Below are 13,201 nucleotides of genomic sequence, written 5' to 3' on the forward strand. Positions count from 1 at the left end.
GAAAAGCCATAGCATTGCCCCGCGATGAGGTTGATTTTTTAGCTTACCTCCAAGCCTTCAGCCAGTCTGGAGTGACAAAGAGGCTTACCTTGTCTCCAGAAACTATCCCTAATCTTTCTTGCCCTATTTGTAAATAAGAAGCGTTTGGAATAGCTAGCTGGGCTAGGGTAGAGGTTTCGTTGGTGGTTAAGGATAGCGCCATTAGCTTTTGCCCATCTATCCAAAGCAGATGCTCGTTATAATAGCATAATTTTTTGATGCCTGTCACATCTATTTTTCGCATCAGATTACCTTGATTGTCAAAAATATAAACACCTGACTCCGGCACGTTCATGAATAATCGGTTTTTGAATTCCCTGATTTCAGAAACATTCAGATCTTCAGAATTCACAATCAAATTGAGTGGCTGAGACTGAATAACTACGTTACGCAGATAATCCATTGATTTCAGACTCAGGTCAGATTCATCCCAAACCCAAACCACGTTATTGTTGCCCATGGTGGCGGCTTTGGCTAGGTTGATTTCAGCTAAGTTAAATCCTTCTTCGGCTAGAGGGTTTAGGAAGCGGTCGAGGATTCTATACTCTTGGAGATCTGCCGAAAAGCTGAAAATTGTAACCGTCCAGCTCGCTTCCAACTGTGCTAATCTTCCCTGACGAGCTGGAGAAAATACGTTGATTTGCTTGCCATTTTGGCTGTAGAGATAGATATCACCTGCTATCGTACTGGCGAAGAGCTGGTCTTTGGTGTCAAAGGAAATTAGGTCAAGATTATCGAGTGTGATTTCTGCAAGTGGATTACCTAGTTTTCCAGCATCTTGTCCTGGTGCTAAAAATGGAAAAAAGATAAGTACCAAAAGTGCGAACGTTCTCATCCTTCGAAGGTGGCAAGAGTGGCTTTTTTCCCATCAAAGGACAAAAAGGTGTTTTGTGTCACCCATTCCCCAAGGTTAAAATACGTGGAATCACTAGCTACTGCCAGCTCCAGAGGCAAATGGCGATGACCAAAAATATAGAAATCGTGGTGACGCTTTTCTTCCAACTCTTTGCAGTACGCCCAGAGCCATTCGTCTTCGCCTAAGAAGCGATTCTCATCTTTCGCCAGATTGGTGATTCGACTATGCCCTGACCAAGATTTTGCGATTTTGACACCTAGGTCTGGATGAAGCCACCTGAAAAGCCACTTGGCAATGGGGTTAGTAAATAGTTTTTTAAGGAATTTATACGAGTTGTCGCCTGGCCCAAGCCCATCGCCGTGGCCTACCAAAAATGATTTCCCCTCTACTTTCAATTCTATAGGATGCGTATAAACTGGAATTCCAAGCTCCTTGGTAAAGTAGTCTTTCATCCATAGGTCATGGTTGCCCGTGAAAAAGATAATGGGAATGCCACGCTCTCTCAACTGATGAATTTTTGAAATAAATGGAATGAAACCCTTCGGGATTACTTGGCCATATTCAAACCAAAAATCAAAAATATCCCCTACTAACAAAATGGCAGCGGCATCGCCCGCTATGGAATCTAGCCAGCGGATGATACGTTTTTCGCGAATTTTGCTTTCTGAATCAGTTGGTGCTCCCAGGTGAAAGTCAGACGCGAAATAGAGTTTTTTTCCATTCAGTGGAAAATCCAACGGGGTTGATTGCATGACTAAAGATAAACGTGCAGAAGTAAAATCAAAAAAAGCCCCGAGCTGTTCGGGGCTTAATTTTTAGATGATTCGGTTATCAGAATTGGGCTCCGGAATAGGATCTTTTAAGGGATCAGAAGATTCTGGATTAGATTCTTCCTCTTTTTTTGAGATCAATTCTGGCTCCTGCAATTTGTCTTTTTTGTTGGTGAAAGCCTGATAAGTAGTTTCTTTATCGAATGGTCTTTTACCTATCAATCTTTCCAAATCAGCCTGGAATAGAATTTCTTTTTCCAGAAGTTCCTTCGCCAGAATATCAAGTTCTTTGATCCGGTGGGTAAGCAATTCTTTGGTTCTTTCATACGCTGATGCAATTAGCTTTCTAACTTCATCATCGATGACTTCTGCAGTAGTTTCTGAATAAGGCTTGGTCATTTTATAACCGTCCTGTTTAGAATCGTAGAAAGAAACATTACCAATTTTATCGTTCATACCGTAAACGGACACGATAGAATAAGCCATTTTGGTCACACGTTCCAGATCGCTTAATGCTCCTGTGGAGATTTTCTTGAAAATGATCTCCTCCGCGGCACGACCTCCAAGAGTCATGCACATTTCGTCCATTAGCTGTTCAGTTTGATATAAGAACTGCTCTTTTGGAAGGTATTGGGCATAGCCCAAAGCTGCTACTCCTCGTGGCACTATGCTCACTTTTACCAAAGGATCAGCGTGCTCCAAGAACCAGCCAGCCACTGCGTGACCTGCTTCGTGGAAGGCAACGATTTTCTTTTCCTCAGGAGATATGATCTTGTTTTTCTTTTCCAAACCACCAATTACACGATCTACAGCGTCTTGGAAATCCTGCATATCCACAGCTTCCTTATTTCTCCTAGCGGCTATCAAAGCAGCTTCATTACATACGTTAGCGATCTCCGCTCCTGCAAAACCCGGGGTCTGTGCAGCGCATTTCTTAGGATCTACGTCGTCAGCTGTTTTGATAGGCTTCAAGTGAACTTTAAAAATAGCTTCTCTGCCGACTATATCTGGTTTGTCAATAGAAATCTGACGGTCGAAACGTCCCGGTCTCAACAATGCGCTATCCAATACGTCTGGTCTGTTGGTAGCAGCTACCACGATAACACCAGTATCAGTACCGAAACCGTCCATTTCTACAAGTAGGGAGTTGAGCGTATTCTCTCTTTCGTCATTTGAGCCTGGCATTTGGCCTTTGCCTCTAGATCTACCGATGGCGTCTATTTCATCTATGAAAATGATACAAGGTGCTTTTTCTTTAGCCTGCTTAAACAAGTCACGCACTCTGGCTGCACCTACTCCGACAAACATCTCTACGAAATCAGAACCCGAAAGCGTAAAGAAAGGTACGCCAGCTTCTCCTGCTACAGCCTTAGCTAAAAGGGTTTTGCCTGTACCTGGAGGTCCTACAAGTAGTGCGCCTTTAGGTATTTTACCGCCTAGTTTGGTGAATTTTCCTGGGTTTTTGAGGAATTCAACTATTTCCTGAACTTCTTCTTTAGCCTCATCTAAGCCTGCCACATTGTCAAACGTAATTTTGACTTTGTTTTCAGCATCGAACAATTGAGCCTTAGATTTACCAACGTTGAATATTTGTCCGCCTGGGCCTGAAGGGCCAGCCATTCTTCGCATCATAAACCAGAAGAGTACGAAAAGTAGGATTAGAAAGCCGAAACTGCTGAAATAGCTACCCCAGTTTTCTTCAGTAGCTACAGACAGCTCAATTCTATTCTCTTGGGGAACTTGCTCCTTTAATGCGTCAAAGTCATTGGCGAATTTCTCTACCGAAGCCACTTGAAATGAGTAATGCGGGCCTTGTGGATTGAAGAAGGTGGAATTTGCTTCTAATTCGGTCTTGTACTTCTCAGTGGACAAAGAAGTGGATTTCAACGTGACATCCACTCGCTCCATGTTTTTCACCATGGTTACTTTGGAGACATCTCCTGCCAAATACATGTCCTCAAACCTCTTTTGGGTGATATCAACTACAGCATTCCGGTTTTGGATCCAAGTAAGACCTAGCAGAACAGCTACCGCAGCAATAATCAACCAAAGTTGAAAATTGGGTTTTTGAGGGGTCTTTGGTGTAAACTTTTTATTCTTATTTGTGGTGTCGCTCATTTCGTGTTAGGGTATTTTCATAAACTTTAGGTAAAACGGAGTGTCAAGCTGAAAGTTCAAACCTTTTAGCCTATACGGGTAACTTTTGCATCGCCCCATAGATCTTCCAATCCATAAAAAGCTCTCTTGTCCTTAAGGAAAATATGAGCAACAACGTTCACATAATCCACCAAGATCCACTGTCGGCTACTTTTGCCTTCGCTTTTCCAAGGATTTCCTTGCCCGCTTTTAAAAACCTCTTCCTCAATAGAATCGGAAATAGCATCAAGTTGTGTATCAGAGTTGCCCGAGCAAATCACAAAAAAATCGGTCACTGTATTTTTTATGTTTCTTAGATCCATCACTACAATGTCAGAAGCTTTTTTCTCCTGCATCCCTTTTATTATTACTTTGCTCAGCTCTTCTGCTGTCATATTATTCATTTAATTTTGCAATGTCTAGGATAAAAACCTCCTTTTTAGACGAACTCAAAATTTATGTATAAAATTCTTGCCAACACGATTTTTTTAGGGAAAGATGTTCATTTCCTGTCAGAGTGTCACTCGACTAATGACATCGCTTTAAATCTGGTCAGGCAGGGTAAGGCTTCGGAGGGCAGTGTAGTGATCTGCTCTAATCAAACTAGAGGCAAGGGCCAACGAGGGAATGTATGGCAATCCGAGGCAGGTCAAAACTTAACTTTCTCTCTGGTGCTTCGGCCTGATTTCTTGGATATTTCTGAGCAGTTTTACCTGAACATGGCTGTGTCTAATAGTCTCAGGCGTCTGCTCCAAGACTACGTTCCTGGATTACAGGTGAAATGGCCAAACGATTTGCTCGTGCCAGGATATGGCAAAATAGGCGGAATATTGATTGAAAATACGTTTTCGGGCAAGGAATGGGAGTATGCGGTAGTCGGTATTGGGTTAAATATCAATCAACTTAGTTTCGGTTCTTCCCTCGCTTCCTCCATCCGAGCTATCACCGGGAGTAAATTTGAATTGGAAGAAATATTCAGACTTTTGATCACGCAGCTTGAGCAAGGGTATATTCAGTTGAAAAAAGGAAAATGGAAGGAGATCAAGGCCGAGTATATGATGCATTTATACCAAAATCATTGTTGGGCAAATTATTTAAGTAATGAGGAACAATTCTTGGGAAAAATAGTTGGAATCAGTGCGGAAGGGAAATTGGAAATGGAACTTGAGACAGGTGATTGCGTTGTTTTTGGATTGAAAGAGATATCATTTCTCTAACTACGTACTATTTTCGATTCCAAATTTTATACGGTACCTTTGCACAAGTTTTAAGTGAAATCAATACATTAACTATCAATATTATGTCAGAAATTAAAGCTGAAAAGTACCTTCAGTACAAGGTAAAGGACATTTCCTTGGCAGAGTGGGGAAGAAAAGAAATTAAATTAGCGGAAGCTGAAATGCCAGGCTTGATGGCTCTTCGTGACGAATTCGGAGATGCTCAGCCACTAAAAGGTGCTAGAATTGCAGGTTGTCTTCACATGACTATTCAAACTGCTGTTCTGATCGAAACGCTAGTTGCTCTTGGAGCAGAAGTGACTTGGTCTTCTTGCAATATTTTTTCTACGCAGGATCATGCTGCTGCTGCAATCGCTGCCGCTGGCATCCAAGTATATGCTTGGAAAGGTCTGAATGAGAAAGATTTTGACTGGTGTATCGAGCAGACGCTATTTTTCGGAGAAGATCGTCAGCCATTGAATATGATCTTGGATGACGGAGGTGATTTGACCAACATGGTTTTGGATCAATATCCTGAGCTTGTAGGTGGCATCAAAGGTCTATCTGAGGAGACTACTACTGGCGTGCACAGATTGTATGAGAGAATGAAAAAAGGCACGCTTCCAATGCCTGCTATCAATGTGAATGACTCTGTGACTAAATCCAAATTTGACAACAAATATGGATGTAAGGAGTCATTGGTAGATGCGATCAGAAGAGCTACCGACGTGATGATGGCTGGCAAAGTAGCTGTAGTGGGCGGATATGGTGATGTTGGGAAAGGTTCTGCTGCTTCATTAAGAGGCGCAGGAGCTCGAGTGATTGTCACCGAAATCGATCCAATCTGTGCGCTACAAGCAGCAATGGACGGTTTTGCAGTGAAGAAAATGGTAGATGCGGTAAAAGAAGCTGATATCGTAGTGACTGCTACAGGTAACAAAAACATCATTACTGAGGAACATTTCCGTGGAATGAGAGACAAGACAATCGTCTGTAACATCGGTCATTTCGACAATGAAATCGACATGGCGTGGTTGAATGGAACTTACGGAAGCACTAAAGTAGAAATCAAACCACAGGTCGATCTATACAATGTAGATGGAAATGAGATCATCATTTTGGCTGAAGGCCGTTTGGTGAATCTTGGTTGCGCTACAGGTCATCCTTCTTTTGTGATGTCCAATTCATTTACGAATCAAGTGCTTGCGCAGCTTGAACTTTGGAACAATACAGATGATTACAAGCCAGGTGTCTATGTGTTACCTAAGCATTTGGATGAGAAAGTTGCAGCTTTGCACCTTGCCAAATTGGGCGTAGATCTGGAAGTTCTTTCGCAGGATCAAGCTGAATATATCGGTGTTACGGTAGAAGGGCCATTCAAGCCTGACTATTACAGATATTAATAGACTTTAAAAAGTCGAACATAGAGCCCCAGTTTTTACTGGGGTTTTTTTTGGTTTCAATTAAAAATGATTTTATTAGTCCTTCAGTAGGTCATCTACCGCCTCAGTCACCGCAGCCACCAAGCCTTCATAACCTATCAGGTCTTCTCCCCAGTAGCTTCTCGAACTCAGCAATTTTTCTACAGTTTCAGCAGTAGAGCCAAGTGCCCAAGCCGATTTGAATTCTTCTTTGATCACCGCATTGTCATTGACTGGAGTTTCTACGCCCTGGTAGTTTCCTTTATAAAACACTAAAAGTGCTGCAAAAGAAAGAATCAATTTTTCCGGCCATTCCTTTTTCAAATCATGATAAGCCAAAAGAGATGGAAGCACACGAACTTTGAATTTGGAGATGCTATTCAGCGCGATCGACTTAAGCTCGTGGACTATAAATGGATTGGCAAAGCGCTCCAATACGTCAGCTGCAAACCGATTCAATTCCTCCTGAGACATATCAAGCGTAGGAATTATTTCCTCGTAAATCGCAGCTTTCAGAAAAGCCCCGATCTCTGGGTTTTCTACAGCTTCTCTTACCGTTCTCAATCCTTTTAAATAAGCATATGGAACCATGGAAGTATGGCCTCCATTTAGGATTCTTACTTTTTGAGTACGGGAAGGTGTAAGATCACTTACGAACTTTACGTTTAGGTCTGCTTTATCTAGTGGGAATTCCTCTTTAACTACTTCGGGTCCTTCGATTGCCCAGAAATGATACGGTTCTACCATTACAGCCATGTCATCTTTGTAACCGACTTTTTCCTGAATCTCCTCGATAGAGCCTTTTGGGAAACCAGGCACAATTCTATCCACTAGCGTATTGCAAAAAGTGTTTTCCAAATCAATCCAGTTGGAGAACTCCGCCGGCAATTGCCAATAGGAGATGTATTTCTGAATGCATTCTTTCAGTGCTGCCCCGTTTTCCTCAATTAATTCGCAAGGAAGAAATACAAGTCCTTTGGATGCCTCACCCTGAAAGGTTTTGAAGCGATGAAGAAGCAAGGTGGTCAGTTTGCCGGGAAAAGTATTGGGAATGCGATCAGGAGAAGAATCACTGGGGTCAAAAACAATCCCAGCCTCAGTTGTATTCGAAACAACAAACCTTAAGTCTGGATTTTCGCCCAACTTCAAGTAAGCCTCATAGTCCTCAAAAACATTTGTAATGCCAGCTACACAGGCAACTAATGTAGTTTCTTGTATTAATTCACCTTTTTTCAACCCTTGCTCTATCACATGAAAAAGACAATCCTGATCCATCATGGGATTATTAGCTGACTTACTGTGAACCTGCACGATGTGTATGTCGCCATCAAATACTCCCGCTTGATTTGCTTTTTCTATCATCCAATCCGTAAATCCCCGAAGAAAATTTCCATTTCCAAACTGAAGTATTTTAACAGGACGAGAGGCGGAAGTTCGGTTCGATCTGGAGAGGAGTTGCATTACATCGGAAGGGGCTAGAATTATTGTTTTTTTATATTGACTGAGGAGTTGCGAATAATTAACTCAGGTTTGAGAATGGTTTTCTTCGGGATATTAGTGGCATTATTTTTTTGATTTAGAATTTCAAAAAAGGTCTCTGCTGCGATTTTTCCCATAGGAATACTCTTTTGATCTACCGTGGTGAGTGTTGGCTCTGTGAAAGATGTGAATGGCTCATCGCCAAAGCCGACCAGTTTGACATCTTGGGGAATTTTAAAGTTATTTTCTTTCAAAACCTGCATGGCGCCCATGATCGAATAGTCGGATGCAGAAAATACAGCATCAAATGGTATTCCTGCATCAAGCACCTCTTGCATCGCTTGTCGTCCATCTTCCAGTTGAAGTTTACTGAACTTGATTAGTTCTGGATCTATAGTTAGGCCATATTTCAATAATGCGTCTTCGTAGCCTCGTTTTCGTTCTTTGTAGATATTGATGTTTTGAGAGTTGGAAAAATGGACAATTCTTTTGCATCCTTCATTGATCAAGTGCTCAGTTGCCTGGAAGGCGCCGTAGTAATCGTCAATTACCACCTGACTGACATCCAGTTCATTTGTAACCCTATCAAATAGAACTAGCGGAATGCCTTTCTTCAGTATTTTTCTATAGTGATCTATGTCCTCAGTGGTTTTACCGATAGAGGCAATTACCCCATCTACTTGCACATTTAGCAGTGCTTCTATGGTTTGCATTTCCTTTTCGTAGTCGTCATAGGACTGAGATATGACTACTTTGTAATTCAACGAATTAGCGATTTCTTCAATGCCTCGGATTACGGAGGAAAAGAAATTACGATTTGCCGTAGGTACCACTACTCCTATCAGTTTACTTTTTCCACTTCTCAGTGCAGAGGCAATATTGTTTGGTTGGTAATTGAGTGCTTTGGCTGCCTTTTGTACTCTTTTCTTGGTGGCATCGGAAATTCTCGGGTTATTATTAAGCGCTCTAGAGACAGTGGAAGCTGTTATTTGAAGTTTTTCAGCTATGTCATGAATGGTTGTTTTTCCATTTCTCATTGATATTTGGTAGGGTTAAAGATTGAAAAGGCAATACTAACTATTCTCCTGTAGGCTTTCCTATTGTTGCTAAAATACCCCCGTCAACATAGATAATCTGCCCGTTTATAAAATTACTTGCTTCACTTGCCAAGAATACTACCGTTCCGCCCAGATCATTGGGATCACCCCATCTTCCTGCAGGAGTTCTGTTGATGATAAACTCATTGAATGGGTGGCCGTCCACCCGAATCGGTGCTGTCTGTTCTGTAGCGAAATACCCGGGGCCAATGCCATTGACCTGAATATTGTATTTGGCCCATTCGGTAGCTAGGTTTCTGGTTAGCATTTTCAATCCGCCCTTTGCTGCTGCATAAGCACTGACGGTATTGCGGCCAAGCTCGCTCATCATGGAGCAAATATTGATGATTTTTCCTGAACCATTTTTCACCATGGTCTTGGCTACTCGCTGCGAAACGATGAATGGAGATACAAGATCAATGTCAACAACTTTGCGAAAGTCTGCGGGATCCATCTCCAATGCAGGAACACGCTGGATCATTCCGGCATTATTTACCAAAATATCAATTGCCCCAATTTGTTCTTCGATGTTAGTGATGGCTTCATCCACTGCTCTCGCATCGCTGACATCAAACAAGTAGGGATGTGCCTCTATATTCTCTTCTGAATAGTATTTGATTGCAGCTTCCATTTTGGCAGGCGTATGGCCATTGATGACCAATTTAGCACCTTGGTGAGCCAATGCTTTTGCCATAGCCATACCCAAACCATGAGTGGCGCCTGTGACCAAAGCGATTTTTCCTTTCAGTTCAAAATTTGGTTTCATTTCTGTAGTTGTTTTCTTTTTTACGCTTCGGTCACCCTGCCTAAGCTATCATGACTAGTTCTCTGCCTTAGCGGTTAGTCGCTACTCGTGTTGTATTTATCTTAGTTCTGAAGGAGCCACTACGTCCATGTCTCCATAGTCCAGGTTTTCCCCAGCCATACCCCAAATGAAGGTATAGCTCGCGGTACCTGCTCCGCTATGGATAGACCAAGGCGGAGAAAGCACGGCTTGCTGATTTTTTATCCAAATGTGTCTGGTCTGTTGAGGATCACCTAGAAAGTGACATACCCGCTGCTCGGCCGGAAGGTCAAAATAGAGATAAACTTCCATTCGCCTATCGTGGGTATGCGCTGGAAATGTATTCCAAACACTCCCGGGTTGAAGTTCTGTCAAACCCATTTGAAGTTGGCAAGTTTGCACTACTGAGTTGACAATTAGCTTTCTGATTTTTCTATGATTAGATGTTTCTTGTGCTCCTACCACTACTTTTTCCGCATCGCTTTCACTGATTTTTTTGGAAGGATAGGAGGCATGAGCAGGAGCAGAGTTGAAATAGAATACAGGCTGCGCCTCGCCGTCAGAAGCTTTGAAAAGCACAGATTTGACTCCTTTACCTAAGTATAATGCTTCTTTGTTGTCCAGTGTGTAGGTGACTCCGTCGGCAATTACTTCACCCGTGTCCCCTATATTAATTATTCCTAATTCCCTTCTCTCCAAGAAATAATCTGATTTCAGTGGATCAATGGTATCGAGACTAAGGTCTTGATGAACCGGTAAAGCTCCACCTACAATCACTCGGTCATAATGCGTATAATTCATGTTAATCTTATCTTCTCCGAAAAGATTTTCCATCAAAAAAGACGCTCGTAATTCCTCCGTGTCCAATTTTTTAAATTCCTTGGGACTTATAGCGTATTGACTGGTGTATGATTGGTGCTTCATAAAATTGGGGATGTATTTTCCAATAAAATGGAAATGAAATTTTTATTTAATTAAATGTTACAGTTAGTGGGGAAAGTAACTTTCTGGAAAACTGTGTAAGGTGCAGATTCCATTCAGCTGCCGACGAAAATTCTCCCGCCTTCTCCCATCCAAATCCTGCAAAGTAGCTTACTTTTTTTCTGGGATCTAGACTTAAGTAGCTATGGCTTTGATCTTTTGTAAGAGATTTATGCTCAAACTGCTCCAGAATATGCGCTGGATAAGTCACTATGCCCGTGCCAAGCTGAGCATCGTCTATAGTCTCCCAGTAGCTGATCCACCCAGAAGTGGCATCAGCATAAGCCTTACCTTTGCCTTCATGCAATGTAATTCCTGTTGTTACATTCGGGAGAGGCTCATCGCTTTCCAGAAATTCTTCCATATGATAAAACTGAGAGCCAAGATCTATGGATATTTTTTTGGTTTCCTTTACTGTAATAGTTCCTGCTTTCCAGGGAGCATAGTTTAGTTGGATGATAGTCCTCAATGGCCCATTTGCCAAGATTTTATATTCGGTGAAGTTTCTGGAGACATAGAGGGAGTCGTCCAGCCAGACACCTATTCCTCCTATTCCTCTACTATCACCCACATGGTAAGGATCATATCCCTCTCCAGTATCTTGATGATAGCTTCCGCCAGCTACATGTTTTTGGTACCATTTGTCTATAATAGGATAGCTGACGCGCTTTAACCAGGCATCTATTCCACTGGTGAGGGTTCCGCCAGGCTTTTTCTCAACTACTATTCTTTCTGCTTCTGGACCATAGGTTCTGAATGCAACCTTGTCGTTTTCCCAAGCGATGTCGTCAATTCGCTCTGGAACAAATCTGGCAAAAGTTCTCTCATCGGGTTCAGAAGTTTGAGTAGGAGTAAGGCTTAGACTTATCTTATAGCTCTTGATTTCATTCTCTTTCAGGTTGGCCCAGAAAAGCATTTCTTCCATTTGGCCATCTTGATTCTCATCTACCCACTGGATGAGGACTTTTTGGTTAGAAGTCTTGTCTTCCAACAAGACCTTAGCTGGATCTGTTTTTTCACCAAGGATCTGTTCTATTTTCTCCATGGGAATACTGACCACTTCCTGTCTGGGAAGATCCAGTTTATTCTCGATTGAGAATGTTGCACTGGTTTGGAGTACCTGAAAAGCAACTACTACAAATTGAAGGATCATATTGGGTCTTTTGGTTGGAGTTTGCTTTACGCAAATCGTAGGGGATTACTGGTTGAGCATTTTATACCTTAGCAAAGCCTCCAGGTAATAGTAGTCAGCGTAGTTGATAGCCGTATCTATCTCAGAGTCTTTGGGCAAATGCCCTGTGCTATGCATCAGAATGAATCCTTGATTGGTATTAGGTTTGGCGAGATATGCCGGGCTGCTAAGGCTGATGAGGATTTTCTCAGCAGCATCAAAGTAAGTAGAGCCAGTTTTAGAATATCTGCCTAGTTCCAGCAGGGCTGATGCTGTGATTGCGGCGGCGGAAGCATCTCGAGGTGCATTTGGAATGTTAGGGGCGTTAAAATCCCAATACGGCACCATGTCTTCCGGTAGATTTGGGTGATTTAGAATAAAGGCAGCAATTTTTTCTGCAAGATCTAAGTATTTTTCATCCCCTGTCTCTCTATACATCATGGTGAACCCATACAATCCCCAAGCCTGACCGCGTGACCATGCTGACTCATCGGAGTAGCCTTGATGCGTTTTTTTGGCTTTGATTCCACCTGTGAGTGTATCGTAATCCACTACATGGTAGCTGCTATAATCTGCCCGGAAATGATTCTTCATAGAGGTGTCTGCATGCTTCACGGCAATGTCGTAGAAAGTAGAATCTCCAGAATATTTGGTTGCCCAAAAGAGCATTTCGAGATTCATCATATTGTCTATGATCACTGGGTATTCCCATGGTGCAAAATCCCAAGAGCGGATACTTCCGATTTTAGGATCAAATCTTTTAATCAATGTTTGAGCTCCTTGAAGGAGAATTTGTGCGTATTCGGGGTTTTCGGTCAGTTTCAGTCCATTTCCAAAAGAGCAATAAAGTACAAAACCAAGGTCATGGGTATGGGTATTGAACTTCACACTTTCCAGACCGGCATTCCTAGCGGCTGCGGTATCAGCCCAACTTTGATCATTGGTATAGCTATACATATACCACATGCTGCCAGGGTAGAAGCCACTGGTCCAGTCTCGAGAAGGCACCAAAAAAGTACTTCCATCAGGATTGATTGATCTTGGATAGGTGGTTTTGTCAGGATGAAGTTTCAGGCTATAGTTGAGCTGGGATTCAGCTGTTTTCATGGCTTTGTCCACATTGAGATTTGCGGCAGTTTTGCAGCTGAAAGCTAAAAAGCTAATTCCTAAGCCTAGTAAGACTAATTTTTTCATGGGTTGATTGGTGAAGGAAATGGATCGGCAATGGTTAGTTACCGATCCATTTTTTA

Annotated in this window: 12 protein-coding genes; 2 read left to right on the forward strand and 10 right to left on the reverse strand. The window is 42.3% G+C overall.

Features of this window, described 5'->3' with window-relative positions; genetic code table 11:
* Positions 1–43 precede the first annotated feature (43 nt).
* From ABJH64_RS15785 to rsfS, 4 genes are all read right to left on the reverse strand, one after another.
* Complete coding sequence (locus ABJH64_RS15785; protein WP_348274024.1) at positions 44–874, reverse strand: hypothetical protein; 831 nt, start codon at positions 872–874, stop codon at positions 44–46.
* Positions 871–1,647, reverse strand: a complete 777-nt coding sequence (locus ABJH64_RS15790; RefSeq protein WP_348274025.1) for a UDP-2,3-diacylglucosamine diphosphatase — start codon at positions 1,645–1,647, stop codon at positions 871–873. Before ABJH64_RS15790 ends, ABJH64_RS15785 begins: the two co-directional genes overlap by 4 nt.
* Positions 1,648–1,710: 63 nt before the next feature.
* Positions 1,711–3,783 carry an ATP-dependent zinc metalloprotease FtsH gene (ftsH, locus tag ABJH64_RS15795; protein WP_348274026.1) on the reverse strand — a complete coding sequence of 691 codons (2,073 nt, stop codon included), beginning with the start codon at positions 3,781–3,783 and terminating at the stop codon, positions 1,711–1,713.
* A 65-nt stretch (positions 3,784–3,848) separates the two neighbouring features.
* Complete coding sequence (gene rsfS / locus ABJH64_RS15800; RefSeq protein WP_348274029.1) at positions 3,849–4,196, reverse strand: ribosome silencing factor; 348 nt, start codon at positions 4,194–4,196, stop codon at positions 3,849–3,851.
* Between the two features lie 63 nt (positions 4,197–4,259).
* Here rsfS and ABJH64_RS15805 point away from each other — a divergent pair, with 63 nt between their 5' ends.
* On the forward strand, positions 4,260–5,018 hold the full coding sequence (locus tag ABJH64_RS15805; protein WP_348274027.1) for a biotin--[acetyl-CoA-carboxylase] ligase: 759 nt from the start codon (positions 4,260–4,262) through the stop codon (positions 5,016–5,018).
* A gap of 83 nt (positions 5,019–5,101) precedes the next feature.
* Positions 5,102–6,421: an adenosylhomocysteinase gene (gene ahcY, locus ABJH64_RS15810; RefSeq protein ID WP_348274028.1), complete on the forward strand. Its 1,320-nt coding sequence runs from the start codon at positions 5,102–5,104 to the stop codon at positions 6,419–6,421.
* 75 nt (positions 6,422–6,496) lie between these two features.
* Here the strand turns inward: ahcY and ABJH64_RS15815 are convergent, their stop codons facing one another.
* The 6 genes from ABJH64_RS15815 to ABJH64_RS15840 form a co-directional block, all read right to left on the reverse strand.
* Positions 6,497–7,900, reverse strand: coding sequence for a tagaturonate reductase (locus ABJH64_RS15815; RefSeq protein WP_348299027.1), 1,404 nt, complete (start codon positions 7,898–7,900; stop codon positions 6,497–6,499).
* A 20-nt stretch (positions 7,901–7,920) separates the two neighbouring features.
* Positions 7,921–8,955 carry a LacI family DNA-binding transcriptional regulator gene (locus ABJH64_RS15820; RefSeq protein WP_348274449.1) on the reverse strand — a complete coding sequence of 345 codons (1,035 nt, stop codon included), beginning with the start codon at positions 8,953–8,955 and terminating at the stop codon, positions 7,921–7,923.
* A gap of 40 nt (positions 8,956–8,995) precedes the next feature.
* A complete protein-coding gene (locus ABJH64_RS15825; protein ID WP_348274450.1) occupies positions 8,996–9,781 on the reverse strand; it encodes a gluconate 5-dehydrogenase in 786 nt (261 codons plus the stop codon).
* A 96-nt stretch (positions 9,782–9,877) separates the two neighbouring features.
* On the reverse strand, positions 9,878–10,723 hold the full coding sequence (kduI, locus tag ABJH64_RS15830; RefSeq protein WP_348274451.1) for a 5-dehydro-4-deoxy-D-glucuronate isomerase: 846 nt from the start codon (positions 10,721–10,723) through the stop codon (positions 9,878–9,880).
* A 46-nt stretch (positions 10,724–10,769) separates the two neighbouring features.
* Positions 10,770–11,933 (reverse strand): DUF4861 domain-containing protein, encoded by a 1,164-nt coding sequence (locus ABJH64_RS15835; RefSeq protein WP_348274452.1) that lies wholly within the window; start codon positions 11,931–11,933, stop codon positions 10,770–10,772.
* 45 nt (positions 11,934–11,978) lie between these two features.
* Complete coding sequence (locus ABJH64_RS15840) at positions 11,979–13,145, reverse strand: glycoside hydrolase family 76 protein (RefSeq protein WP_348274453.1); 1,167 nt, start codon at positions 13,143–13,145, stop codon at positions 11,979–11,981.
* Between the last annotated feature and the right edge of the window lie 56 nt (positions 13,146–13,201).

This window comes from Algoriphagus sp. (assembly GCF_039969895.1).
Taxonomy (GTDB): domain Bacteria; phylum Bacteroidota; class Bacteroidia; order Cytophagales; family Cyclobacteriaceae; genus Algoriphagus.